This is a genomic window from Yersinia proxima, assembly GCF_902170785.1.
GTDB classification, from domain to species: domain Bacteria; phylum Pseudomonadota; class Gammaproteobacteria; order Enterobacterales; family Enterobacteriaceae; genus Yersinia; species Yersinia proxima.
Genome location: NZ_CABHYG010000014.1, coordinates 339,809 through 363,642 on the forward strand (window position 1 = coordinate 339,809; position 23,834 = coordinate 363,642).

Sequence of the window (23,834 nt, forward strand, 5' to 3'; positions counted from 1 at the left end):
TTACTTATGTAAGCTCATCGGGATGAGTTCGCTTGCCGCCTACCTGCAGCCCCAACTACTTTGGGTTGGAATAGCGTCAAATTATTTTTTCTTTCCAGCAATTGCTTTACTGCGGCTTCAAGGACGAAGGAGATTAACCTATCTTCTTACCTTCCAGTAGTTGCTGCACCAACGGTGCCATAATCAGCTCCATTGCCAGCCCCATCTTCCCGCCGGGTACGACTAATGTATTGATATTGGAAATAAATGACCCTTGCAACATTGCGAGCAAGTAGGGGAAATCGATTTGATCCAATCCTCTGAAGTGAATGACGACAAAACTTTCATCCAGTGACGGAATGGCTTTGGCGGCAAATGGATTAGAGGTATCAACTGTCGGAACACGTTGGAAGTTAATATGGGTGCGTGAGAACTGTGGCGTAATGTAGTTAATGTAGTCGTCCATGGATCGCACCACCGAATCCATTACTGCTTCACGGGAATGACCACGCTCACCGGTATCACGGACTAATTTCTGAATCCATTCCAGGTTGACTATCGGTACTACGCCAACCAACAAATCGACATGTTTTGCGACATCATGATGTTCGGTCACGACCCCACCATGCAGCCCTTCATAAAACAGCACATCGGTGGGTTCTGGTAGCGCCTCCCAAGGGGTGAATGTGCCGGGGATCTGGTTATAGGGCACGGCTTCATCATAGGTATGGAGATACTTACGTGAGCGCCCGGTTCCATGCTCGCCGTATTGCGACATACTTTCTTCTAACTGACCAAAGTCATTGGCCTCTGGACCAAAATAGCTAATATGTCGGCCTTGATCTCGAGCCTTACGGATGACGGTATCCATTTCAGGGCGGGTATAGCGATGGAAACTGTCACCTTCAATTTGCGCTGCGCGGATATTCAATTGCTGAAAAATTTTGCGAAACGCCAGGCTGGTGGTGGTTGTCCCTGCGCCACTTGAGCCGGTGACGGCTATAACCGGATGTTTAATTGACATATTAGCTGTAACTCCATGGGGTTAGATCCTCAGTGGGCGGGCTTAAACGGTCTATTTTTTCTTGTTAATGGTTATTTTTAGGGCAAAGTGCCCGGTTTGTCACCCTGATTTTACTTCGAGGATAGGGTGGTAATGCATAGGTTATGGCAGCTCTTCTGCTCCGGCACGAAAAGCACCGCGTGGCATGATATTGATGGTTTCGTGTAGCTCCGACCAAACTAATACGGCTTCACCACTGACTAATTGACGGCGCACGTCTTCGACTTTTTGTGCCAATGACCGCTCATGTTCGCCGTAATCCGTGCCTTCACGTAGCACAAAGGCTTCCAGCAGATTATCCAGCGTTTCGCTGTCGACTTGCTGCCAGGGGATTATCATGATTGTTGCTCCAAATAGGGGGAGAGCCAGGCTGGAATACGTTGTTCCAACCACATTTGTGGATGTTTTAATGAGCCGCTGACAAAACCGACGTGGCCGCCATGCTCTGTAAGCTGATAATCAATATTATCTGGTAACTCGTCTAGATTCGGGATGACCTCAGCCGTCATAAATGGGTCGTCTTTGGCATGAATGATAAGCAGTGGCGTTGTAATTTGCGGTAATAGTGGTAAAGCGCTGCAACGTCGATAGTAATCCAGTGCATCATTGAAGCCATGTATTTTTGCCGTGATGACATCATCAAACTCTTTGATTCGCCGCAGTCTTTTCAATTGAGGCAGACCCAACGGCAGGCTTCCGGGGTAATGCAACAGCTTGCGGGTGGCATTTAACTTCAGTTGGTTCAACAAATAGTGCTGATAGACGCGAGAGAAACCTTGTTCCATACGATTAGCACAAGGTTCAAGCATCAGTGGTGCAGAAACCACCACGGCAGCCTCTAATAAGCTCTCTTGCCCTTGCTCAGCCAACTGCCCTTGCTCAGCCAAATAAAGCGCCAGCATATTGCCACCCAAAGAGACGCCAACCGCAGCGGTGGGAATCTGACCATAGCTTTCTCGCAACCAACGCAGAAAGAACCGGGCATCTTCTGTTTCACCAGAATGATAAATACGTGATTTACGATTGGGTTCGCCACTGCATCCGCGAAAATGCATCACTACACCCAGCCACCCTTTGTCTTGACAGGCGCGCAGCAAACCGTGGGCATAGGGGCTGTAAAAATTCCCTTCCAGCCCGTGGAATAGCACGACTCTGGGTTTATCCCGCGCCAGCTCGGGGTTTTCACTCCAGGCCAGATCGACAAAATCCCCATCCGGCAATTCCAGCCGTTGCCAAAAAGGTTGCAGTTGAACCCGCCGCCTGACCAGCCGTGGCAGCAGCGTTTGCAGATGTGGATTGCTGGCACCGGCCAGTGGACGAAATATTTCATGCATATGGTGAATGGAAATCATGTTGTTGCTCTTGTGTGATCAATAGCACACTGTTAGCTTCATGGGTATATCGCGCATCATTTTGGGTGAGAGGCACCCGTCTCATGGAACTGAGTTTATTTCTTTCAATGGTAGGTTTTCTCTGGGTTGCCGCTATCACCCCCGGCCCAAACAATATGCTGTTAACTTCAGCTGGGGCCAATTTTGGTTTTATGCGATCTATCTGGTTGATGTTAGGCATTATGTTAGGCATGCAAAGCATGCTGTTGCTGGTGGCGTTTGGTGTCGGTGGCCTGATTCTGATCTACCCCTCCCTGCACTTAATTTTGAAAATCCTGGGTAGTCTTTATCTGCTATGGCTGGCATGGAAAATTGCCACTTCGGCCTATGAAAAATTAGAAACCAATGTTGTTCCACCAAAACCGCTGCGTTTGTATCAAGGGTGGTTATTGCAGTTCCTTAACCCAAAAGCCTGGTTGATGGGATTAGGGTCAGTTGCCAGCTTCAGCATGGCAGGGGCGGCCTATAATCACTCCATCTTAATGATCAGTCTTGGCATGTTTATGGTGAATCTGGTGGCCGGTATCATTTGGCTGGGTTTTGGAACATTGATCGGCCGTCTGTTACGCAGCCGCCGGGCATGGTTTACCTTTAATATCGCGATGGGCTTGCTGACGGCGGCCTGTGTGCTGCTTATTTGGCACTGATTATACTCGTCATACTTCAAGCTGCATGTGCGTTGGCTGCTTTCGCTTACCCGAATAACTTACCTGAGTAAGCTCATCGGGATTTGCTCAGTTGCCGCCTTCCTGCAACTCGAGTTATTTAGAGTATTAAGCGTGGGGTTAATTAATGGCTTATAACTATTTTCATGTGGATGCATTTATCGGTACAGGATTATCCGGTAATCCTGCCGGAGTGTATTTGCTGAAAAAACCGCTGTCGGCTGCGCAGATGCAGCGTATCGCTGCGGAAATCAATTTGCCGGAAACCAGCTTTGTCTGGGACGAAGGGGATAAATCGGCAATTCGTTGGTTTACGCCAGAACGCGAAGTGGATTTATGCGGCCACGGCACCCTGGCGGCGGCACATGTGATGTTCAACGTGGTTAACCCTGGTTTGCACGATATCTGTTTTCGTAGTGCCAGCGGTGACTTACATGTTAAGCGCGATGTGGATAACTTTAGCCGACTATCACTGGATTTCCCTGCATTGCCCCCAGAGAAAATTGCGATTGCGGTTGAATTGAAAGCACTGCTTGGCATCGATATTCAGCAGGTATGGCAGGCAAAATCCCTGTTGGTGGTGCTGGAAAGTGAGCAACAAGTACGGCAGTTACAGCCAGATCTGGTGGCGCTGATTGCTTATACCGGCCGTGGTGTGATTGTGACCGCGCCGGGTGACGAGGTCGATTTTGTTTCGCGCTACTTTACCCTGAGCAGCAATGAAGATCCGGTGACTGGCTCGGCTCATTGCACATTAATGCCATATTGGGTGGCACGATTGGGTAAAGCATCGTTGCATGCCCGTCAGATATCTGCGCGTGGTGGTGAGCTATTCTGCACCTTAGCGGGTGATCGCACTTTTATTGCCGGTGAATCTCGCATTTTCCTCAAAGGCGAAATCACATTTTAGTTAACTGTTTGTTACGGATAAGAATTCTATTATGAGTTAACTTGTTATCACTTAAAGGAATAAAGAATAATTTTTTATTCCTTTAGTGGTGTTACTCCTTCAGGTATCACTGTTATTTCACGCAACCATAGCGAATGACACAGTTAACTGAGCGGAGTATACCCATGGCGATAACCTTTTCTTCTGTGAGTGGCATCTGGCGATCTGGTGGGGCGCTGTTGGCTCTGTCATTGGTGGCGACCAGCGCACAAGCTGTTGATGTCACTGTAGCCTACCAAACCTCTGCGGAGCCGGCCAAGGTTGCCCAGGCGGATAACAGCTTTGCCAAGATTTCCGGTGCCAATGTGGATTGGCGCAAATTTGACAGCGGCTCCAGTGTCGTCAGGGCGCTGGCTTCGGGTGATGTGCAGATTGGTAATATCGGCTCCAGCCCACTGGCTGTTGCAGCCAGCCAGAATGTCCCGATTGAGGTTTTCTTGTTGGCCTCGCAACTGGGCAGCTCTGAAGCATTAGTGGTCAAAAAAGAGATCAAAACACCGCAAGATTTAATTGGTAAACGTATTGCCGTGCCGTTTATCTCCACCACCCATTACAGCCTTCTAGCCGCTCTAAAGCATTGGGGTATCAAGCCGGATCAGGTCACTATTCTGAACTTACAGCCACCGGCTATCGCTGCTGCCTGGCAGCGTGGTGATATTGATGGCGCGTATGTTTGGGCTCCAGCTGTCAACGAATTAGCCAAAACCGGTACTGTCCTGACTGACTCTGCGCAAGTGGGGCAATGGGGTGCGCCAACCCTGGATGTTTGGGTGGTACGCAAGGACTTCGCTCAGGCCCACCCTGAAGTGGTGACTGCCTTTGCCCGCAGTGCATTGGCTGCTCAAGGGGCTTATTTGGCTCAACCTGATCAATGGCTTAAAAATCCAGAACATCTGAGTCAGCTTTCGCGCTTAAGCGGTGTTCCGCCAGAACAAGTGCCGGAATTAGTGAAAGGCAATACCTACTTGTCCGTTGACGATCAGATAACCCAATTGGGCCAGCCAGTGGATCAAGCTATCCGTGATACTGCTGCGTTCCTCAAACAGCAGGGTAAAATTCCGCAGGTGGCCAGTGATTATCGTGATTTCGTCACTGACCGCTTTGTGAAAGATGTTCAGGCGACCCCGCAGTCCTAGGAGCCATCATGTTAAATGTCAGTGGCCTGTGGGCTGAATATCAGGGCAAACCTGCCTTACAGGATGTGTCATTACAAATTGCATCCGGACAGTTGGTCGTGGTATTGGGGCCATCAGGCTGCGGCAAAACCACATTGTTGAATTTGATTGCCGGGTTTATGGAGCCTTCAGCTGGCAGCATCACTCTGGATGATATTCCGGTTCATGGCCCGAGTGCCGAACGAGGAGTGGTGTTCCAGCATGAGGGTTTACTGCCGTGGCGCGATGTGGTCAGCAATGTTGAGTTTGGTTTGCAACTGGCTGGTTTGAGCAAACAACAGCGGCGGACAACCGCACTGAAAATGCTTAATCGGGTCGGGTTAGCTGGTTTTGAACATCACTACATTTGGCAGCTTTCCGGAGGGATGCGCCAGCGAGTGGGGATTGCCCGAGCGCTGGCGGTAGATCCGCGCTTATTACTGCTTGATGAGCCGTTCGGTGCGCTTGATGCTTTTACTCGTGAACAGATGCAAGAGCTGCTGTTGTCAATTTGGCGTGACACCGGCAAACAAATTCTACTGATTACCCACGATATTGAAGAAGCGGTATTTCTGGCCAGCGAGTTGCTATTGCTGTCGCCGGGCCCAGGGCAAGTCGTCGAGCGATTATCGCTAAACTTTGGTCAGCGTTATGCCGACGGTGAGCCTTGCCGCAGCATTAAGTCTGATCCTGAATTTATTGCCCGGCGCGAATATGTGCTGGGTAAAGTCTTCCAACAGCGGGAGGCCCTGATATGAGCCTGCATAGCACATTGCGCGACGCCAGTTTACGCCCACAAGCCACCCCGTTACCTACGCCTGATACCGCTCGTCCTGCGGCCAAAAAGATAAGCCGTCGTTTACCCGCCAGCAACGGCTTGTGGCTTAGCATCGCCACATTGGTGAGTGTGGTGGCGCTGTGGTGGGCAGTCACGGCGCTTGGGCTTATCAGCCCGTTATTTCTACCCGCACCGCAACAGGTTCTGCATCAGTTATTGGTGATTGCCAGCCCACAGGGGTTTATGGATGCAACGTTATGGCAACATTTGGCCGCCAGTTTGGGGCGTATTTTAATTGCACTGTTAGCTGCTGTAGCGCTTGGTGTTCCCACCGGCATTGCTATGGGGCTGAGTAGCACAGTACGTGGCGTACTGGATCCGCTTATCGAGATTTATCGCCCGGTGCCACCGCTGGCCTATCTGCCGCTGATGGTGATTTGGTTTGGTATTGGCGAGACGTCAAAAATCTTACTGATTTATCTGGCCATATTTGCGCCGATCACTTTGGCTGCCGTGGCAGGCGTGCGCAGTGTGGCACAGGTTCGAGTGAGAGCGGCACGCGCATTGGGAGCCAGCCGCTGGCAGGTTTTATGGTTTGTTGTTTTGCCTAGCGCATTACCAGAGATTTTAACCGGTATTCGCATCGGGTTGGGTGTCGGTTGGTCAACATTGGTGGCGGCTGAGTTAATCGCTGCGACGCGTGGATTGGGCTTTATGGTGCAATCGGCTGGAGAATTTCTCGCCACCGACGTAGTGATTGCGGGCATCAGCGTGATTGCCATTATCGCTTTTGGTATGGAATTAAGTTTGCGGGCGCTTCAGCGCCGGTTAACGCCTTGGTATGGAGCACAGCAATGAATGAACGTTTGGTAGTGACGCCGTTGGGGCCGCATATTGGCGCTCTGATTGAGAATGTGAATATCGCCCGCCCGTTGGGGGATAGCCAGTTTGAGCAGCTTTATCATGCCTTGCTCAAGCATCAAGTCCTGTTTTTCCGCAATCAACCGATTACCCCGTTACAGCAACGCGATTTAGCCGGGCGCTTTGGTGATTTACATATTCATCCGGTTTATCCTCACGCAAAAGAGTGTGAAGAGATTATTGTGTTGGATACCCACGATAATAATCCGCCGGATAATGATAACTGGCACACCGATGTTACTTTTATTGAGAATCCCCCTTTGGGCGCGATTCTGGCTGCCAAGCAATTGCCGACCACTGGCGGTGATACGTTATGGAGCAGCGGGATTGCCGCTTATGAAGCTCTTTCAGCGCCGTTTAAACAGCTTTTAGCGGGGTTACGGGCGGAGCACGATTTCACCCACTCTTTCCCCGAACATAAGCATCGTGCAACGCCAGAAGATCATCAGCGCTGGTTGCTGGCAAAAGAGAAGAATCCGCCATTACTCCATCCGGTAGTGCGTACTCATCCAGTGAGTGGGCGTCAGGCATTATTTGTTAATGAAGGATTCACCACGAGAATTGTGGATCTGAGTGAGAAAGAAAGTGATGCGCTACTGCGTTTTCTGTTTGCACATGCTACCAAGCCGGAGTTTCAGGTACGTTGGCGCTGGCAGCAGGATGACGTGGCTATCTGGGATAACCGCGTCACCCAACACTATGCCAATGCTGATTATCTACCGCAGCGAAGGATTATGCACAGAGCGACGATTCTTGGGGATAAGCCGGTATTTCGGCCTTAGCCGGTTCTGGTGCTGGATTTAACGGTTGATGTGTCAACAATGAGCGGGCTGCGGTTTCGACGGCATCGACAGTGATGTCTTCAACTTGTGGCCCCGCATGCAATAAAACATGCCGCACCAATGGATACCAGCGCTGATATTTTTCTGGCCGGGATTCGAACAGCGCAACTACCGGTATCTGTAATGCAGAGCTGATATGCACTGGCGAACTATCGGCTGAAATAACCACATCTAGCAGACTTATGGTAGCAACAAACTCATCAACACCTGGTGTAAATAGGCAACGGCCCTGGAAAGCGGCTAACTGTTCTTTACTCGGTGGGTCTGTTGGGTCATACAAAACGATGATATCGGCTTGGTCATTCAGCTTTTGCGCCAATTGTTGCCACTTCTCCAGACTCCAACGGCGTTGTGGCGCTTTGTTGGAAATGAACAAGCCAACTCGTGGGCGTTTTTTCTCACCTAATTCTGCTAGCCATTTCGCCTGCAATTGTGGGTCTGGATAGATGTGCAGCTTCAATGCTTCAGTATCAACTGGCCCTAATTCGGGCACCAGCGCGAAACCTGAGAGAGCCTCGTGACGTATTGGCCGGTTGGCAACATGGTCAGGATTGCGATCGTCGAACTCGCTTTCAGCAGTATGCCAACGGCAATCCGTAACACCGAGTAGTCTGGCGAATTGAATGCTGTTTTTGTTCATGCCGCCGTTAGGAATAATCAGTAAATCAAAGCCTAAGCGCCTTAAGCGTCGGATCAGTGCCAGACGATGTAAAAGTGCCGCCAGCCTGCCTGAACGTTGGTTTCTTTCGCATTGTTTGCTGTAAACATAGGTGTGAACCGCAGTGATATCAGGGTTGCGAGCTAATACCGCTTGATTGTATTTATTCGCTAATACATGAATTTCTGCTGCTGGCCAACGTTGCTTTAGTGCATGCAATAACGCTGTGGTACAAACCATATCGCCAAGGAAATCTATTCGGATCACCAAAATGCGCTGCATTTACGCTTATTCCTACAGAAAATTTTATTGCCTATTAGACAGTAAAATCCTATAAGCATTCGCTGAAGTAAATGTAAATTTACTATCTATTTAAGTAATTTAGACTTTTGTTGCGCGAAATGTGCTATTCGCGCTAAACAATTTTTTGAGAAGCGGGTTAGCCCGCTTCAAATAACTTGGTGAGATTCTCCAACTGCTCTTGCGCATCCAACCACTGCATTTCAGTCTCTTCCAGCTTGGATTTCACGTGTGTTTGCTGTTGCAGACACTGAGTTAAATCAGCTTTGCGGGAAATATCATAGAGAGCTGAATCAGCCAGTTGCTCTTCGATCGTCGCCAGTTCTGTGCTCAGTTTATCCATCTGCTTTTCCAGCGTCATGATTTGCTTACGCAACGGCTGGGTTTGGCTGCGGAACTCAGCATCACGGCGCTTTTGGTCTTTGCGCTGCTGCGCACTGTTGCCGGACAACTCTTTGGCTGGGTTATCCTGCTGGCTTTGCTGGCGCTGAAAATCCACCAGAAACTGTTGATAATCTTCCAGATCACCGTCGAATTGCTCTACCTTCCCATCATGCACCAGATAAAGATCATCAGTGGTGGACCGCAGCAAATGACGATCATGGGAAACCACCACCAATGCACCTTCGAAATCAATCAATGCCTCGGTCAGGGCCTGGCGCATATCAAGATCCAGATGGTTAGTCGGTTCATCAAGCAGCAGTAGGTTAGGGCGCTGCCAGATGATCAGAGCCAACACCAGACGCGCTTTTTCACCACCGGAAAAACGGGCTGTCGGGTCGGTAACCTGATCGCCCTGAAAACCGTAACCACCCAGATAATCACGTAGCTGTTGCTCCGGCTCTTTGGGGGCCAGTCGGCTCATATGTTGTAGTGGAGATTCATCTGCTCGTAAGAATTCAAGCTGATGCTGGGCGAAGTAACCCAATTTAATCCCTTTGGACAGGCCGATTTCACCACTTTGTGGTTCCAGTGTTCCTGCCAGCAACTTGATCAGAGTGGATTTACCTGCTCCGTTGCGGCCTAACAAACCAATGCGTGAGCCAGGCACCAGATTGAGCTTTATGGACTCTAAAATCGTGCGATCGCCATAACCAGCACTGACTTTGTCCATGCGTAATAGTGGGTCAGGCAAACTCTCTGGCGTGCGGAAACTGAAATGAAATGGGTTATCTACATGTGCCGGAGCAATCAGTTCCATCCGTTCCAGCATTTTAATGCGGCTTTGGGCCTGTTTGGCTTTGGTTGCCTGGGCACGGAAGCGGTCAATGTAACTTTGCAGATGCGCAACTTTCTCTTGTTGATGCTGATACATTGATTGTTGCTGTGACAGTTTGGTGGCGCGCTGACGTTCAAAGGATGAATAGTTACCTGTGTATTCATTCAGCGTCTGCTGTTCAATATGCAGAATTTTATCGATAATAGGATCAAGGAAATCACGGTCATGGGAAATCAGCACCAGTGTACCGGAATAGCTTTTCAGCCATTTCTCCAGCCAGATCACCGCATCCAAATCCAGGTGGTTGGTCGGTTCATCAAGCAGCAGTAAATCAGAGCGACATACCAGCGCCTGAGCCAGATTAAGGCGCATCCGCCAGCCGCCGGAAAATGAACGCACTGGCTGCTGTAATTGTTCTTGAGAAAATCCTAACCCGTGTAGCAAACTGGCAGCACGGGATTGAATGGTCCAGGCGTGGATGGCATCGAGCTTGCCATGCACGGTGGCAATGGCATGACCATCATTTTTTTCATTGGCGGCCTGAAGTTCGGCCTCCAATTGGCGATATTCGCGGTCACCGTCGATAACATACTCTATCGCCGGCACATCCAGTGCAGGGGTTTCCTGGTTGACCCAAGCCAGTGCCCAGTTACTGGGAAAAGTAGCATTGCCGCCATCGGCGCTCAGTTCGCCTTTGAGCAACGCCAGCAGAGTAGATTTACCACAGCCGTTTTTACCGACCAGCCCGACCTTTTGCCCAGGGTTAATCGTTGCTGTTGCATTATCCAGCAAGACGCGAGTACCACGTCGAATTTGTAGCGAGGAAAAAACAATCATAGAGTGCCGTATGTTTAGAGTATGTTAAATTATTATCCCCATGGTTCTTGCCGTTACCTATTGGCAACACCAATGACTGTGGGTACAAATCTTAGTCTTTTTTGGTCTTTGCGAAGCATGGTAACGGAAAAACCGGACCCTGACGACGCTTTGGAGGGGAATGATGTCGCAGCTACCAAAGGTTTTGCTGTTGTATGCCCATCCGGAATCACAAGACTCGGTGGCGAATCGGGTTTTACTGCAACCGGTGCAGCAATTAGAACATGTCACTGTGCACGACCTGTATGCACATTATCCGGATTTCTTTATTGATATTCACCATGAACAGCAGTTGCTGCGAGAACATCAGATTATTGTCTTTCAACATCCTCTCTATACCTACAGTTGCCCGGCTTTACTAAAAGAATGGTTGGATCGCGTGCTGGCGCGTGGCTTTGCCAATGGGGTGGGGGGCCATGCACTGACCGGTAAATACTGGCGTTCGGTGATTACCACGGGCGAACCTGAAGGCGCTTATCGGGCGGGAGGGTATAACCGCTATCCGATGGAAGATATTCTACGGCCTTTTGAATTGACGGCAGCTATGTGTCATATGCATTGGATGAACCCAATGATCATCTATTGGGCGCGGCGACAAAAGCCGGAGGTTCTGGCCAGCCATGCGCAAGCCTATGCGCAGTGGTTACAATCACCGCTACCTACGGGAGGGCACTGAATATGGAAGGCTCGGCGCTACTGACCGCGATTTTATTATTTCTATTTGCCGCTGTGGTGGCGGTTCCTATTGCGCAGCGCCTGGGAATCGGTGCGGTATTGGGTTACCTGATAGCCGGTATCGCCATTGGCCCATGGGGGTTGGGGTTTATTCGTGATGTTGACGAAATCCTCCACTTCTCCGAGCTAGGTGTTGTCTTCCTGATGTTTATCATTGGCTTGGAATTGAACCCGGCCAAACTTTGGCAGTTGCGGCGCTCTATTTTTGGCGTCGGTGCAGGTCAGGTGGTAATAACCGCTACAGTATTAGGGGCATTACTCTATTTCACCCAATTTGCCTGGCAAGCCGCAGTGATTGGTGGTATCGGTTTGGCTATGTCGTCAACGGCAATGGCATTACAGCTGATGCGCGAAAAAGGGATGAACCGCAATGAAGGCGGCCAGCTCGGTTTTTCGGTCTTACTATTCCAGGATATGGCGGTTATCCCGGCTTTGGCATTGATTCCTATTTTGGCTGGTGGCGGTGGTGCCGCTAATGATTGGGTCAAAATTGGCATTAAAGTTGCGGCTTTTGCCGGTATGTTGATTGGTGGCCGATATCTGCTGCGTCCGTTGTTTCGCTACATTGTGGCCTCAGGTGTGCGCGAGGTTTTCACCGCTGCAGCCTTGCTGGTGGTGTTAGGTTCGGCACTGTTTATGGATGCCTTGGGCCTGTCTATGGCGTTAGGGACATTTATCGCGGGTATCTTATTGGCGGAAAGTGAATTCCAGCATGAATTGGAAATCGCTATCGAACCCTTTAAGGGCTTGCTGCTCGGGCTATTTTTCATCTCAGTTGGGATGGCCTTGAACCTTGGTGTTCTGTTTACTCATCTGCTCGATGTTCTGTTAGGGGTTCTGGCGCTGGTCTTTATCAAAGGCACAGTGCTGTATGGCCTGGCGCGGACATTTGGTTTGCGCCGTTCGGTACGCCTACAATTTGCAGGGGTGCTGAGTCAGGGCGGGGAATTCGCTTTCGTCTTATTCTCTGCGGCATTCTCTCAACACGTTTTAAATGCCGAACAACTGGCGTTGTTGCTGGTGGTGGTCACTCTGTCAATGATGACCACGCCGTTATTGATGCAGGGTATCGACCGTATTTTGGTGCGTCGCTACAACGCACAAGAAGAGAGCGACGAAAAACCCTTTGTTGAAGACAATGATCCACAGGTGATTATTGTGGGCTTTGGCCGCTTTGGTCAGGTGATTGGCCGTTTACTGATGGCGAACAAAATGCGCATTACTGTGTTGGAGCGCGATGTCAGTGCAGTCAGTGTGATGCGCAAATACGGCTATAAAGTTTACTATGGTGATGCTACTGAGCTGGAACTGCTACGCGCTGCCGGGGCAGAAAAGGCCAAAGCTATTGTTATCACCTGTAATGAGCCGGAAGACACCATGACGCTAGTGCATTTGTGCCAGCAGCATTTTCCGAACTTGCACATTTTGGCTCGAGCCAGAGGGCGTGTTGAAGCCCATGAACTGCTGCAAAATGGTGTCAAAGACTTTACACGTGAAACCTTCTCCAGTGCGCTGGAACTGGGGCGTAAGACATTGTTGGGATTAGGTATGCACCCCCATCAGGCTTACCGGGCGCAGCAACATTTCCGACGGCTCGATATGCGAATGTTGCGTGAACTAATGCCACAGCATCATGGGGATGTGGCGCAAATTTCCAGAGTTAAAGAAGCTCGCCGTGAACTGGAAGATATTTTCCAACGAGAAATGCTGCATGAAAGTCGGCAGTTAGATGGCTGGGATGAATACGAATAATGCCGGAGAAAATGATGACAAACGCTCTTAATAAAACAAAAACTCGTAAAAGATTCATTGCCGGTGCTGTTTGTCCACAGTGTAAGGCATTGGATACACTAGCTTTGTGGCGTGAAGATCAGGTTGAAGTAGTAGAGTGTGTTAAGTGTGGTCACCATCAGCGTCAAACGGATGAACAGGTTAAGAAACACGTCCGACCGCATGAACAAGTGATCGGTATTTTCCATCCGGAGTAGCGTTATCCTTCGCGATTTTTTATGCTGATGAGTACAGCGGTGCAGATTTCCGCTACAATCTGTGCCAATTTTTGTTCCAAGGGTAGGAGATATCATGAAAGTAGCAAAAGACTTGGTGGTCAGCCTGGCTTACCAGGTACGTACAGAAGACGGTGTTTTAGTTGATGAGTCTCCGGTGAGCGCGCCGTTGGACTACCTGCACGGACACGGTTCCCTGATCGCTGGTTTGGAAAAAGCGCTCGAAGGCCACGAAGCTGGCGACAGCTTTGATGTGCGTGTGAATGCTGACGAAGGTTACGGCAGCTATGATGAAAATCTGGTGCAGCGCGTACCAAAAGACGTCTTTATGGGCGTTGATGAGTTGGAAGTCGGTATGCGTTTCCTGGCTGATACTGATCAAGGCCCAGTGCCGGTCGAAATCACTGCTGTTGAAGACGAACATGTTGTGGTTGATGGTAACCACATGCTGGCGGGTCAGGATTTGAACTTCCACGTTGAAGTGGTTGCTATCCGTGAAGCAACAGAAGAAGAGCTGCAACATGGTCACGTACATGGTGAACATGATCATCACCATGAACACGGTGACGGTTGCTGCGGCGGCCATGGCCATGATGAAAGTGACCACGGTCATGAACATGGCAAAGGTGGTTGCGGTAAAGGCGGCTGTGGCTGCCACTAAAATCTGACCTGTTACTAAAATATAGTCAGTAAAAAGCCAGCCTTGCGGCTGGCTTTTTGTTATCTGCGCGATGGTAACCTCTGGTACTAGTACTAATAGTGTGGTGGCGGCGGCTCTTCTGCTGGAGAAGCCATCATGGAAGACTGAGATTCTCGTAGTTTATCGGTCAATAAACGTAGATGCTCCCGCAGTTTGGTCATTTCCATCTGATGCTCCGTCACGATCAAATTGAGTTCCTCAATTGTCACTTCCTGAAATGCCAGACGGCTTTCCAGCATTTCCAGCCGTTGTTCAAACAGGGATTGTTCCATCTTAATTTCCTCTCATGACTGCAAACCATACCCTTTGGCCACTTTCCATCCGGTGATAACATGGAAAAGGTAGGGAGGGTTGATTCTACCTGTAAAACTCCATGATTACCCCGCAAGGGTCAAGATATCGATAAAACGAAACTTCTTGTAGTAAAAAAAGTCTTAATATCACTTAATAGCATCAGCATAGAGATTGTTTTGTGTTCGCACAGACAGTTATAGTACAAGTTACTCTTATAATCGTTGCTTGGGGTAAGTGTCCTTAAGCCAATGGAGAAATGGATGAAATCACTGTTTAAAGTAACGCTACTGGCTACCACCATGGCGCTGACCCTGAATACCTCTGCGGCTTTCGCTGCTGAAACAACTAAAGCCGCAGAAACAGCTAAAGCTGCTGATACGGCTGCAACGACAAACAGCGCATTTAAGGATGATAACCAGCAATCTGCTTATGCATTGGGTGCATCATTAGGGCGTTACATGGATAACTCCCTGAAAGAACAAGAAAAACTCGGCATTAAACTGGATAAAGACCAGTTGATCGCTGGTGTGCAGGACGCTTTTGCCAGCAAAAGCAAACTGACTGACGAAGAAATCGAAAAAACCTTACAAAGTTTTGAAACGCGCGTAAAAGCCTCTGCTCAAGCTAAAATGGAGAAAGATGCTAAAGAAAACGCCGATAAAGGTGCTGAGTACCGCGAAATTTTTGCTAAAGAAAAAGATGTAAAGAAAACAGCATCTGGCCTGCTGTACAAAGTAGAGAAAGCCGGTACTGGTGATGCGCCAAAAGACAGTGATACCGTGGTAGTTAACTACAAAGGGTCACTGGCTGAAGTTGCTAACGGGAAACTGGCCGCTGGTACTGAGTTTGATAACTCTTACACCCGCGGTGAACCACTGTCTTTCCGTCTTGATGGTGTTATCCCAGGCTGGACCGAAGGCCTGAAGCAAATCAAGAAAGGCGGCAAGATCACTCTGGTTATCCCACCAGAGCTGGCTTACGGCAAAACTGGCGTCCCAGGCATCCCTGCTAACTCTACTCTGGTATTTGAGGTAGAGCTGTTGGATGTGAAAGCGGCACCTAAAGCTGATGCTCCAGAAGAACAGCCAGCTGCTGCGGATGCAAAAGCTAAGAAGTAATTTAGCTCATTCGTGTCGTAGCTGAGTACTGGTTATACTGATGACCGCCGCGATAATTGTCGCGGCGGTTTTTTTTGTGGTGTATCAATTCGCACTTTTGCTCGTTGATAACTTGACGATTTATGGCTTGTGGGCTTAACGTCAATAGCACGCGCGAACGCAAGGATTTTATCTCGGCATATTTGCTAGACTTAAAATTCAGGATATTGAGTTATGAGTCTGCCAACGGTATTGAGACAGGCTTTACGTAGAGGATGGTGTCTTCGATGTCTAATTCGCTTCTCAGTAGCGAAACCAGTGAACTGGATTTACTGGATGAACGTCCGTTCAGTCAGACGGACCATGAAATACTCAAATCATACGAAGCTATCGTTGATGGCTTGGCGATGCTTATTGGCAGCCACTGTGAGATTGTCCTGCATTCGCTAGAAGACCTGAAAAGTTCTGCGGTAAGAATTGCGAATGGTGAACATACAGGCCGGCAGATTGGTTCTCCTATAACAGACCTTGCGCTGCGGATGCTGCATGATATGGCCGGTGCCGACAGCAGTGTTTCAAGAGCCTATTTCACTCGCGCCAAAAGTGGTGTGCTGATGAAATCTGTTACTATCGCAATCCGAAACCGCGACCAGCGTGTTATTGGGTTGCTGTGTATAAACATGAACCTGGATGTGCCTTTCTCGCAAATCATTCAGACGTTTATGCCGCCGGAAACACAAGAAGTCCCTTCCTCAGTCAATTTTGCCTCATCGGTTGATGACCTGGTGGCACAGACACTGGAGTTCACCATCGAGGAAGTGAATGCCGATCGCAATGTTTCAAACAATGCGAAAAACCGTCAGGTTGTGCTCAATCTTTACGAAAAAGGTATTTTTGATATCAAAGATGCCATCAACCAGGTTGCTGAACGGCTAAATATCTCTAAACATACGGTTTATCTCTACATTCGCCAGTTCAAAAGTGGCGACCTCGTTGGGCATGAGCGTTAATGTCGGGCTTGAAATACTGCTTGATGGTCACGGGGCCAGCCTATGGCACCCAGCAGGCTAGCAGTGCCTATCAGTTTGCGTTGGCTCTGATAAGTTCAGGCCATAAATTGGATAGTGTCTTCTTCTATCGCGAAGGCATTTTAAATGCTAACCAATTAACCGCTCCTGCCAGTGATGAATTTGATTTGGTTCGCGCATGGCAACAATTATCGAACGAACATGCTGTCATATTGAATGTGTGTGTGGCGGCGGCATTGCGCCGCGGTGTTACTGACCAACATGAAGCCGGACAACTCAATTTGGCGGCAGCAAATCTGCAACCCGGTTTTACTTTGAGTGGGCTGGGTGCGTTGGCAGAAGCGGCATTAACCTGTGACCGTATGGTGCAATTTTAATGGCAATGAAACGTGTCGCTTTTGTCTTCACTCAAGGCCCGCATGGTAATTCGGCCGGCCGCGAAGGGCTGGATGCTGTGCTGGCGACTTCCGCGTTGAGTGAGAATATCGGTGTGTTCTTCATTTCAGATGGTGTTTTGCAGCTACTGCGAGGGCAGGAGCCAGACAAGATCCTTGCCAGAAACTATATTGCTACTTTCGGTGTCTTACCGCTGTACGATGTCGAGAATTTTTATATTTGTGAAGCCTCATTGCAGCAGCGCGGATTGAGCGAAGTGACAGATTGGATACTTGATGTTGAGGTATTATCTCCGGTAAATTTACGCAGCCAATTGGCAAATTATGATGTTGTGCTGACTTTTTAATGAGATTTGGGTAGCCATAATGCTGTTTACCATCAGTCGTTCCCCTTATCATTGCGATTTATCTGCATTACTGAGATTGGTCACATCTGAAGATGAGATTCTATTTCTGCAAGATGGTGTGATGGCTGTTTTGAAAAATAGTGAAAGTCTTAACTTATTGTTAAATAACCCAGCTTCGCTATTTGTATTGGAAGATGATGTTATTGCTCGCGGTTTATGTGGTCAAATTTCAGACAGCGCGATGCTAATCGGCTATACTCACTTCGTGGATTTGACCCTAAAACATCAGCAACAACTGGCATGGTAATGCAGTCAATGCTGTATATTTCTTGACACCTTAGATAGTCAGCCATAAAATTCTGCGTCCTCGTTCTCTGCCAGTAGTGCAAACGAGGGGGATTTATCACGTGTTTACGAAGCAAAAAACCAGGAGCTTTTTTAATAATGGCAACGATTAACCAGCTGGTTCGCAAACCACGCAGCATGAAGGTTGCTAAAAGCAACGTTCCTGCGCTGGAAGCATGCCCGCAGAAACGTGGTGTATGTACCCGCGTATATACAACCACTCCGAAAAAACCTAACTCCGCACTGCGTAAAGTTTGCCGTGTGCGTTTAACCAACGGTTTTGAAGTCACCTCCTACATCGGCGGTGAAGGTCATAACCTTCAGGAACACTCCGTGATCCTGATCCGTGGCGGTCGTGTTAAAGACTTGCCAGGTGTGCGTTACCACACCGTTCGCGGCGCGCTTGACTGCTCAGGTGTTAAAGACCGTAAGCAATCACGTTCTAAGTACGGCGTGAAGAAGCCAAAGGCTTAATGGTTCTCCGTTAAGTAAGGCCAAACATTTTCACATTAATGTCAAAATAAACTCTTAGAGTTTTGGACAACCCTGAATTAACAACGGAGTATTTCCATGCCACGTCGTCGTGTAATTGGCCAGCGTAAAATTTTACCAGATCCTAAGTTCGGATCTGAATTGCTGGCTAAATTTGTAAATATCCTGATGGTAGATGGTAAAAAATCTACTGCAGAAGCAATCGTCTATACCGCGCTGGAGACCCTGGCTCAGCGTTCAGGTAAAGATTTTCTGGAAGCTTTCGAAGTAGCTCTGGACAACGTGCGCCCGACTGTCGAAGTTAAGTCTCGCCGCGTTGGTGGTTCTACTTATCAGGTGCCAGTTGAAGTTCGTCCGGTTCGTCGTAATGCCTTGGCAATGCGTTGGATCGTTGATGCTGCTCGTAAACGCGGTGATAAATCCATGGCTTTGCGCTTGGCGAATGAACTGTCTGACGCAGCAGAGAACAAAGGTTCTGCTGTTAAGAAACGTGAAGACGTTCACCGTATGGCCGAAGCTAACAAGGCGTTCGCGCACTACCGCTGGTAATCACCACGCAGTAGTTATGCTAACCATGCGGGCGCTTTAATAGTCAGCCCGCATGTGTTAACCGAATGAACGTCCTAGGAATAGAGGAATCAAATGGCTCGTAAAACACCCATTGAGCGCTATCGTAATATCGGTATCAGCGCTCACATCGACGCCGGTAAGACAACCACTACCGAACGTATCCTGTTTTACACCGGTGTAAACCATAAAATCGGTGAAGTTCATGACGGCGCAGCCACCATGGACTGGATGGAACAGGAGCAGGAGCGTGGTATTACCATTACTTCTGCGGCTACTACCTGCTTCTGGTCTGGTATGGCTAAACAGTTCGAACCACATCACGTCAATATCATTGACACCCCTGGGCACGTTGACTTCACCATCGAAGTAGAACGTTCCATGCGTGTTCTTGACGGCGCGGTAATGGTTTACTGTGCAGTTGGTGGTGTTCAGCCACAGTCTGAGACCGTATGGCGTCAGGCTAACAAATATAAAGTTCCACGCATTGCGTTCGTTAACAAAATGGACCGCATGGGTGCTAACTTCCTGAAAGTTGTTGGTCAGATTAAATCTCGTCTGGGCGCGAATCCAGTTCCATTGCAACTGGCTATCGGCGCGGAAGAGAAATTTACCGGTATTATCGACCTGGTAAAAATGAAAGCGATCAACTGGAACGAAGCTGATCAGGGCGTGACCTTCGAATACGAAGAGATCCCGGCTGATATGGCTGAACTGGCTGCGGAATGGCACCAGAATCTGGTTGAATCTGCTGCAGAAGCGTCAGAAGAGCTGATGGACAAATATTTGGGCGGCGAAGAGCTGACCGAAGAAGAAATCAAGAAAGCTCTGCGTCAACGCGTTCTGCGCAACGAAATCATCCTGGTTACCTGTGGTTCTGCGTTTAAAAACAAAGGCGTACAGGCAATGCTGGATGCGGTTATCGAATACCTGCCAGCACCAACTGATGTTGAAGCTATCAACGGTATTCTGGACGACGGTAAAGATACTCCGGCAGTTCGTCACTCAGACGACAAAGAGCCGTTCTCTGCACTGGCGTTCAAAATTGCAACCGACCCGTTTGTGGGTAACTTGACGTTCTTCCGTGTGTACTCTGGCGTTGTTAACTCCGGTGACACCGTGCTGAACTCAGTGCGTTCACAGCGTGAGCGTCTGGGCCGTATCGTACAGATGCACGCCAACAAACGTGAAGAGATCAAAGAAGTTCGTGCTGGCGACATCGCAGCAGCGATTGGTCTGAAAGACGTGACGACTGGTGACACCCTGTGTGACCCAGCTAATCCGATCATCTTGGAACGTATGGAGTTCCCAGAGCCAGTAATCTCTGTTGCTGTTGAACCAAAAACCAAAGCCGACCAAGAAAAAATGGGTATGGCTCTGGGTCGTCTGGCAAAAGAAGATCCATCATTCCGCGTTTGGACTGACGAAGAATCTGGTCAGACTATCATCGCTGGTATGGGTGAGCTGCACTTGGATATCCTGGTTGACCGTATGCGCCGCGAATTTAACGTGGAAGCAAACGTCGGTAAACCTCAGGTTGCATACCGTGAAACTATCCGCGAGACCGTTAAGGACGTGGAAGGTAAGCACGCTAAGCAATCAGGCGGTCGTGGTCAGTACGGTCATGTTGTTATCGACATGTCTCCGTTACCACCGGGTGGCGCTGGGTATGAATTCGTCAACGAAATCGTTGGTGGTTCTATTCCTAAAGAGTTCATCCCTGCTGTTGATAAAGGTATCCAGGAACAACTGAAAGCCGGTCCTTTGGCTGGTTACCCGGTTGTTGACGTTAAAATCCGTCTGCACTACGGTTCTTACCATGACGTTGACTCCTCAGAATTGGCGTTTAAATTAGCCGGTTCTATCGCCTTTAAAGAAGGGTTCAAACGAGCTAAACCAGTTCTGCTTGAGCCAATCATGAAGGTTGAAGTCGAAACCCCTGAAGATTACATGGGTGACGTAATGGGCGACCTTAACCGTCGTCGTGGTATCATCGAAGGTATGGAAGATACTGCTACCGGTAAAACCGTTCGCGTCAAGGTTCCGTTGTCTGAAATGTTCGGTTATGCTACTGACCTGCGTTCTCAGACTCAGGGCCGTGCTTCTTACTCCATGGAATTCCTGGAGTATGCTGAAGCACCTAGTAACGTCGCTAAAGCCGTTATCGAAGCCCGTGGCAAATAAGCTTTCGGGTTTAAAACAATGATCCAGTGCTCTCTCATCAGTGGGAGAGCACAAGAGTAAGGAATATAGTCGTGTCTAAAGAAAAATTTGAACGTACCAAACCCCATGTAAACGTCGGTACTATCGGCCACGTTGACCATGGTAAAACTACCCTGACTGCAGCAATCACCACCGTTCTGGCTAAAACCTACGGCGGTAGCGCTCGTGCTTTCGATCAGATCGATAACGCACCAGAAGAAAAAGCACGTGGTATCACCATCAACACTTCTCACGTTGAATATGACACCCCGTCACGTCACTATGCGCACGTTGACTGCCCAGGGCATGCCGACTACGTTAAAAACATGATCACTGGTGCTGCTCAGATGGACGGCGCTATTCTGGTTGTTGCTGCAACTGATGGCCCTATGCCACAGACTCGTGAGCACATCCTGTTGGGTCGTCAGGTTGGCGTTCCTTACATCATCGTATTCATGAACAAATGTGACATGGTTGACGATGAAGAGCTGCTGGAACTGGTAGAAATGGAAGTTCGTGAACTTCTTTCTGCTTACGATTTCCCAGGCGACGATCTGCCAGTAGTACGTGGTTCTGCTCTGAAAGCGCTGGAAGGCGAAGCAGAGTGGGAAGCTAAGATCATCGAACTGGCTGGTTACCTGGATTCTTACATCCCAGAACCAGAACGTGCTATCGACAAGCCGTTCCTGCTGCCAATCGAAGACGTATTCTCTATCTCCGGCCGTGGTACTGTTGTAACTGGTCGTGTAGAGCGCGGTATCGTTAAAGTTGGTGAAGAAGTAGAAATCGTTGGTATCAAAGATACTGCTAAATCTACTTGTACTGGCGTTGAAATGTTCCGCAAATTGCTGGACGAAGGCCGTGCGGGTGAGAACGTTGGTGTTCTGCTGCGTGGTATCAAACGTGAAGATATCGAACGTGGTCAAGTTCTTGCTAAACCAGGTTCTATCAAGCCACACACTACCTTTGAATCAGAAGTTTATATTCTGAGCAAAGATGAAGGCGGCCGTCATACTCCGTTCTTCAAAGGCTACCGTCCTCAGTTCTACTTCCGTACAACTGACGTAACCGGTACTATCGAACTGCCAGAAGGCGTTGAAATGGTGATGCCAGGTGACAACATCAACATGGTTGTTACTCTGATTCACCCAATCGCAATGGACGACGGCCTGCGTTTCGCAATCCGTGAAGGCGGCCGTACTGTAGGCGCTGGTGTTGTTGCTAAAGTTATCGCTTAATTGTTTTATTGATTAATTATTTTATTGATCAAGTAGAGGGCGCTTCGGCGCCCTTTTTTATTGCCCAAAGCCAATAATCTTAATTGAAATAACTCGCATTCTTATTTACACTTGAAATACTGGTTAAGAAGTGAGTTATTTTATGTATGTTTGCCTGTGTAATGCGATATCTGACAAAGTTATTCGTAAAGTGGTACGTCAGCACCATCCACATACCATTCAACAATTGCGTCAACTAGTACCCATTGGTACCGACTGTGGAAAGTGCATTCGGCAGGCGAGAGAAATATTGATCGAGGAACGTGCCAACATTCCAGAAATGAACGATGTTGCCTAATAGTTAACCGGGAGAAGTTTTCCCCACACTTTGCCATCTGGTACTACACTTTTAGTACTGGAAGCGGAGGGTATTTCTATGAAAGGTGATAAAAAGATAATTGCACATCTCAACAAACTGCTCGGAAACGAGTTAGTTGCTATCAACCAATATTTTCTCCACGCTCGAATGTTTAAAAACTGGGGATTGATGCGCCTTAACGATAAGGAGTATCACGAATCCATTGACGAAATGAAACATGCTGACAAATATATTGAACGTATCCTCTTCCTCGAAGGCATTCCTAATTTGCAGGACTTGGGTAAGCTGAATATAGGTGAAGACGTTGAGGAAATACTGAAGTCAGATTTGGCCCTCGAACTGGCAGGAGCAAAGGATCTGCGTGAAGGTATTGCCTATGCAGATTCAATACATGATTATGTCAGTCGTGATTTGTTGAAAGAAATTCTTGCTGATGAAGAAGGCCACATTGATTGGCTGGAAACAGAACTAAGTCTCATTGAGCGTCTGGGAATACAGAATTACTCCCAGGCTCAATTGGCAAAGGATTAATCCTTTACTCGCTATAGGGTCATTTTCTTCAATCAGAATGTCTTCGGTTAAAAAGAGTGAGAGCCGCAGGGAGCTCACTCTTTATCATCAGTAAGCCTTCAAACATAGTGCTATTCCCCCCTCAATTAAATTATCTGGTAAGTTTTCGCATAGATTTTCAACACTGGCTTGCTTCCTGCTGGTATTTACGTATAATGCGCGGGCCTACCTAATCTTGATAGGTCAGATTGAAACTAATCTGTCGGTTGCAGCTTAATGCTGGAACTGAACAATACTCCCGATATGGGGGTTATATGTTGAACGATTACACTCCCCCATCAATCGAAATGGGTGCGAGGAGTAATCATTTACGTTTATAAATAATTGGAGCTCTGGTCTCATGCAGAACCAAAGAATCCGTATCCGCCTGAAAGCGTTTGATCATCGTTTGATCGATCAATCAACTGCGGAAATCGTCGAGACTGCCAAGCGCACTGGTGCGCAGGTTCGTGGTCCGATCCCGCTGCCAACTCGCAAAGAGCGCTTTACCGTTCTGATCTCTCCGCACGTCAATAAAGATGCGCGCGATCAGTACGAGATTCGCACTCACAAGCGTCTGGTTGACATCGTTGAGCCAACCGAGAAAACCGTTGATGCTCTGATGCGTCTGGATCTGGCTGCCGGTGTAGACGTGCAGATCAGCCTGGGTTAATCAGGTCATTGAG

28 protein-coding genes are annotated in these 23,834 nt (G+C 48.6%); 22 read left to right on the forward strand and 6 right to left on the reverse strand.

Translation table 11 applies throughout. The features are described 5' to 3' along the window. Positions 1-133: 133 nt before the first annotated feature. From FTB31_RS13175 to FTB31_RS13185, 3 genes are all read right to left on the reverse strand, one after another. On the reverse strand, positions 134-1,003 hold the full coding sequence (locus tag FTB31_RS13175) for a phosphoribulokinase (RefSeq protein ID WP_077174976.1): 870 nt from the start codon (positions 1,001-1,003) through the stop codon (positions 134-136). Positions 1,004-1,144: 141 nt separating this feature from the next. Further along, entirely contained in the window at positions 1,145-1,381 is a 237-nt protein-coding gene (locus FTB31_RS13180) for a YheU family protein (protein ID WP_019081520.1), read from the reverse strand. Next, on the reverse strand, positions 1,378-2,376 hold the full coding sequence (locus tag FTB31_RS13185) for a hydrolase (protein ID WP_050076801.1): 999 nt from the start codon (positions 2,374-2,376) through the stop codon (positions 1,378-1,380). The genes FTB31_RS13180 and FTB31_RS13185 overlap by 4 nt, the downstream gene beginning before the upstream one ends. Positions 2,377-2,477: 101 nt before the next feature. Between FTB31_RS13185 and FTB31_RS13190 the strand changes: the two genes are divergently transcribed. From FTB31_RS13190 to tauD, 6 genes are all read left to right on the forward strand, one after another. Further along, positions 2,478-3,080, forward strand: coding sequence for a LysE family translocator (locus FTB31_RS13190; RefSeq protein ID WP_005159767.1), 603 nt, complete (start codon positions 2,478-2,480; stop codon positions 3,078-3,080). A gap of 145 nt (positions 3,081-3,225) precedes the next feature. Further along, complete coding sequence (locus FTB31_RS13195; RefSeq protein WP_077174975.1) at positions 3,226-4,008, forward strand: PhzF family phenazine biosynthesis protein; 783 nt, start codon at positions 3,226-3,228, stop codon at positions 4,006-4,008. A gap of 164 nt (positions 4,009-4,172) precedes the next feature. Further along, positions 4,173-5,183 carry a taurine ABC transporter substrate-binding protein gene (tauA, locus tag FTB31_RS13200; protein WP_227720179.1) on the forward strand — a complete coding sequence of 337 codons (1,011 nt, stop codon included), beginning with the start codon at positions 4,173-4,175 and terminating at the stop codon, positions 5,181-5,183. An 8-nt stretch (positions 5,184-5,191) separates the two neighbouring features. Then, positions 5,192-5,959 carry a taurine ABC transporter ATP-binding subunit gene (gene tauB / locus FTB31_RS13205; RefSeq protein WP_077174974.1) on the forward strand — a complete coding sequence of 256 codons (768 nt, stop codon included), beginning with the start codon at positions 5,192-5,194 and terminating at the stop codon, positions 5,957-5,959. After that, positions 5,956-6,837, forward strand: a complete 882-nt coding sequence (gene tauC / locus FTB31_RS13210) for a taurine ABC transporter permease TauC (RefSeq protein ID WP_227731449.1) — start codon at positions 5,956-5,958, stop codon at positions 6,835-6,837. The genes tauB and tauC overlap by 4 nt, the downstream gene beginning before the upstream one ends. Beyond that, complete coding sequence (tauD, locus tag FTB31_RS13215) at positions 6,834-7,682, forward strand: taurine dioxygenase (protein ID WP_077174973.1); 849 nt, start codon at positions 6,834-6,836, stop codon at positions 7,680-7,682. Before tauC ends, tauD begins: the two co-directional genes overlap by 4 nt. On the opposite strand, the gene FTB31_RS13220 is transcribed toward tauD, so the two are convergent. Both FTB31_RS13220 and FTB31_RS13225 read right to left on the reverse strand, forming a co-directional pair. Beyond that, on the reverse strand, positions 7,633-8,682 hold the full coding sequence (locus FTB31_RS13220; protein WP_227731450.1) for a glycosyltransferase family 9 protein: 1,050 nt from the start codon (positions 8,680-8,682) through the stop codon (positions 7,633-7,635). The genes tauD and FTB31_RS13220 overlap by 50 nt on opposite strands. Positions 8,683-8,839: 157 nt before the next feature. After that, on the reverse strand, positions 8,840-10,756 hold the full coding sequence (locus FTB31_RS13225) for an ABC transporter ATP-binding protein (protein ID WP_050076766.1): 1,917 nt from the start codon (positions 10,754-10,756) through the stop codon (positions 8,840-8,842). A gap of 163 nt (positions 10,757-10,919) precedes the next feature. Here FTB31_RS13225 and kefG point away from each other — a divergent pair, with 163 nt between their 5' ends. The 4 genes from kefG to slyD all read left to right on the forward strand — a co-directional run bounded on the left by kefG (position 10,920) and on the right by slyD (position 14,197). Next, positions 10,920-11,471: a glutathione-regulated potassium-efflux system ancillary protein KefG gene (gene kefG, locus FTB31_RS13230; RefSeq protein ID WP_175628077.1), complete on the forward strand. Its 552-nt coding sequence runs from the start codon at positions 10,920-10,922 to the stop codon at positions 11,469-11,471. A 2-nt stretch (positions 11,472-11,473) separates the two neighbouring features. Further along, positions 11,474-13,282, forward strand: coding sequence for a glutathione-regulated potassium-efflux system protein KefB (gene kefB / locus FTB31_RS13235; protein ID WP_227726458.1), 1,809 nt, complete (start codon positions 11,474-11,476; stop codon positions 13,280-13,282). Between the two features lie 14 nt (positions 13,283-13,296). Next, complete coding sequence (locus tag FTB31_RS13240; RefSeq protein ID WP_050076803.1) at positions 13,297-13,518, forward strand: YheV family putative zinc ribbon protein; 222 nt, start codon at positions 13,297-13,299, stop codon at positions 13,516-13,518. A 94-nt stretch (positions 13,519-13,612) separates the two neighbouring features. Next, positions 13,613-14,197 (forward strand): peptidylprolyl isomerase, encoded by a 585-nt coding sequence (gene slyD, locus FTB31_RS13245; protein WP_004391442.1) that lies wholly within the window; start codon positions 13,613-13,615, stop codon positions 14,195-14,197. 92 nt (positions 14,198-14,289) lie between these two features. Here the strand turns inward: slyD and FTB31_RS13250 are convergent, their stop codons facing one another. Continuing rightward, entirely contained in the window at positions 14,290-14,508 is a 219-nt protein-coding gene (locus FTB31_RS13250; RefSeq protein ID WP_005159809.1) for a SlyX family protein, read from the reverse strand. A gap of 282 nt (positions 14,509-14,790) precedes the next feature. On the opposite strand from FTB31_RS13250, the gene fkpA reads away from it, so the two are divergent. The 12 genes from fkpA to rpsJ all read left to right on the forward strand — a co-directional run bounded on the left by fkpA (position 14,791) and on the right by rpsJ (position 23,821). Further along, a complete protein-coding gene (fkpA, locus tag FTB31_RS13255; RefSeq protein ID WP_227731451.1) occupies positions 14,791-15,648 on the forward strand; it encodes an FKBP-type peptidyl-prolyl cis-trans isomerase in 858 nt (285 codons plus the stop codon). Between the two features lie 266 nt (positions 15,649-15,914). Then, complete coding sequence (locus FTB31_RS13260; protein WP_019084070.1) at positions 15,915-16,637, forward strand: helix-turn-helix transcriptional regulator; 723 nt, start codon at positions 15,915-15,917, stop codon at positions 16,635-16,637. After that, positions 16,637-17,032, forward strand: a complete 396-nt coding sequence (tusD, locus tag FTB31_RS13265) for a sulfurtransferase complex subunit TusD (RefSeq protein WP_050076770.1) — start codon at positions 16,637-16,639, stop codon at positions 17,030-17,032. The genes FTB31_RS13260 and tusD overlap by 1 nt, the downstream gene beginning before the upstream one ends. Then, a complete protein-coding gene (gene tusC, locus FTB31_RS13270) occupies positions 17,032-17,397 on the forward strand; it encodes a sulfurtransferase complex subunit TusC (RefSeq protein WP_072081757.1) in 366 nt (121 codons plus the stop codon). Before tusD ends, tusC begins: the two co-directional genes overlap by 1 nt. 19 nt (positions 17,398-17,416) lie before the next feature. Next, positions 17,417-17,704, forward strand: a complete 288-nt coding sequence (tusB, locus tag FTB31_RS13275) for a sulfurtransferase complex subunit TusB (RefSeq protein ID WP_050076771.1) — start codon at positions 17,417-17,419, stop codon at positions 17,702-17,704. A gap of 137 nt (positions 17,705-17,841) precedes the next feature. Beyond that, positions 17,842-18,216, forward strand: a complete 375-nt coding sequence (gene rpsL / locus FTB31_RS13280) for a 30S ribosomal protein S12 (RefSeq protein WP_002212323.1) — start codon at positions 17,842-17,844, stop codon at positions 18,214-18,216. Between the two features lie 96 nt (positions 18,217-18,312). Continuing rightward, positions 18,313-18,783 carry a 30S ribosomal protein S7 gene (gene rpsG / locus FTB31_RS13285; RefSeq protein WP_002212324.1) on the forward strand — a complete coding sequence of 157 codons (471 nt, stop codon included), beginning with the start codon at positions 18,313-18,315 and terminating at the stop codon, positions 18,781-18,783. Between the two features lie 93 nt (positions 18,784-18,876). After that, complete coding sequence (gene fusA, locus FTB31_RS13290; RefSeq protein ID WP_050076772.1) at positions 18,877-20,985, forward strand: elongation factor G; 2,109 nt, start codon at positions 18,877-18,879, stop codon at positions 20,983-20,985. A gap of 71 nt (positions 20,986-21,056) precedes the next feature. Continuing rightward, entirely contained in the window at positions 21,057-22,241 is a 1,185-nt protein-coding gene (gene tuf, locus FTB31_RS13295; RefSeq protein ID WP_050076773.1) for an elongation factor Tu, read from the forward strand. 142 nt (positions 22,242-22,383) lie between these two features. Further along, complete coding sequence (gene bfd / locus FTB31_RS13300; protein WP_032911071.1) at positions 22,384-22,578, forward strand: bacterioferritin-associated ferredoxin; 195 nt, start codon at positions 22,384-22,386, stop codon at positions 22,576-22,578. A 78-nt stretch (positions 22,579-22,656) separates the two neighbouring features. After that, on the forward strand, positions 22,657-23,130 hold the full coding sequence (bfr, locus tag FTB31_RS13305; protein WP_005174628.1) for a bacterioferritin: 474 nt from the start codon (positions 22,657-22,659) through the stop codon (positions 23,128-23,130). Positions 23,131-23,509: 379 nt separating this feature from the next. Continuing rightward, positions 23,510-23,821, forward strand: coding sequence for a 30S ribosomal protein S10 (gene rpsJ / locus FTB31_RS13310; protein WP_001181005.1), 312 nt, complete (start codon positions 23,510-23,512; stop codon positions 23,819-23,821). The last annotated feature ends 13 nt before the right edge of the window (positions 23,822-23,834 follow it).

Bases quoted from the DNA above. Each gene is read 5' to 3' on its own strand.
- FTB31_RS13195 (WP_077174975.1), top strand. From the start codon at position 3,226: ATGGCTTATAACTATTTTCATGTGGATGCATTTATCGGTACAGGATTA.
- bfr (WP_005174628.1), top strand. From the start codon at position 22,657: ATGAAAGGTGATAAAAAGATAATTGCACATCTCAACAAACTGCTCGGA.
- tauC (WP_227731449.1), top strand. From the start codon at position 5,956: ATGAGCCTGCATAGCACATTGCGCGACGCCAGTTTACGCCCACAAGCC.
- FTB31_RS13190 (WP_005159767.1), top strand. From the start codon at position 2,478: ATGGAACTGAGTTTATTTCTTTCAATGGTAGGTTTTCTCTGGGTTGCC.
- rpsL (WP_002212323.1), top strand. From the start codon at position 17,842: ATGGCAACGATTAACCAGCTGGTTCGCAAACCACGCAGCATGAAGGTT.
- fusA (WP_050076772.1), top strand. From the start codon at position 18,877: ATGGCTCGTAAAACACCCATTGAGCGCTATCGTAATATCGGTATCAGC.
- FTB31_RS13260 (WP_019084070.1), top strand. From the start codon at position 15,915: ATGTCTAATTCGCTTCTCAGTAGCGAAACCAGTGAACTGGATTTACTG.
- tusC (WP_072081757.1), top strand. From the start codon at position 17,032: ATGGCAATGAAACGTGTCGCTTTTGTCTTCACTCAAGGCCCGCATGGT.
- FTB31_RS13185 (WP_050076801.1), bottom strand. From the start codon at position 2,376: ATGCATGAAATATTTCGTCCACTGGCCGGTGCCAGCAATCCACATCTG.
- kefB (WP_227726458.1), top strand. From the start codon at position 11,474: ATGGAAGGCTCGGCGCTACTGACCGCGATTTTATTATTTCTATTTGCC.
- FTB31_RS13175 (WP_077174976.1), bottom strand. From the start codon at position 1,003: ATGTCAATTAAACATCCGGTTATAGCCGTCACCGGCTCAAGTGGCGCA.
- tauA (WP_227720179.1), top strand. From the start codon at position 4,173: ATGGCGATAACCTTTTCTTCTGTGAGTGGCATCTGGCGATCTGGTGGG.
- rpsJ (WP_001181005.1), top strand. From the start codon at position 23,510: ATGCAGAACCAAAGAATCCGTATCCGCCTGAAAGCGTTTGATCATCGT.
- FTB31_RS13225 (WP_050076766.1), bottom strand. From the start codon at position 10,756: ATGATTGTTTTTTCCTCGCTACAAATTCGACGTGGTACTCGCGTCTTG.
- FTB31_RS13220 (WP_227731450.1), bottom strand. From the start codon at position 8,682: ATGCAGCGCATTTTGGTGATCCGAATAGATTTCCTTGGCGATATGGTT.
- bfd (WP_032911071.1), top strand. From the start codon at position 22,384: ATGTATGTTTGCCTGTGTAATGCGATATCTGACAAAGTTATTCGTAAA.
- tusD (WP_050076770.1), top strand. From the start codon at position 16,637: ATGTCGGGCTTGAAATACTGCTTGATGGTCACGGGGCCAGCCTATGGC.
- FTB31_RS13180 (WP_019081520.1), bottom strand. From the start codon at position 1,381: ATGATAATCCCCTGGCAGCAAGTCGACAGCGAAACGCTGGATAATCTG.
- fkpA (WP_227731451.1), top strand. From the start codon at position 14,791: ATGAAATCACTGTTTAAAGTAACGCTACTGGCTACCACCATGGCGCTG.
- kefG (WP_175628077.1), top strand. From the start codon at position 10,920: ATGTCGCAGCTACCAAAGGTTTTGCTGTTGTATGCCCATCCGGAATCA.
- FTB31_RS13250 (WP_005159809.1), bottom strand. From the start codon at position 14,508: ATGGAACAATCCCTGTTTGAACAACGGCTGGAAATGCTGGAAAGCCGT.
- FTB31_RS13240 (WP_050076803.1), top strand. From the start codon at position 13,297: ATGACAAACGCTCTTAATAAAACAAAAACTCGTAAAAGATTCATTGCC.
- tauD (WP_077174973.1), top strand. From the start codon at position 6,834: ATGAATGAACGTTTGGTAGTGACGCCGTTGGGGCCGCATATTGGCGCT.
- tauB (WP_077174974.1), top strand. From the start codon at position 5,192: ATGTTAAATGTCAGTGGCCTGTGGGCTGAATATCAGGGCAAACCTGCC.
- slyD (WP_004391442.1), top strand. From the start codon at position 13,613: ATGAAAGTAGCAAAAGACTTGGTGGTCAGCCTGGCTTACCAGGTACGT.
- rpsG (WP_002212324.1), top strand. From the start codon at position 18,313: ATGCCACGTCGTCGTGTAATTGGCCAGCGTAAAATTTTACCAGATCCT.
- tusB (WP_050076771.1), top strand. From the start codon at position 17,417: ATGCTGTTTACCATCAGTCGTTCCCCTTATCATTGCGATTTATCTGCA.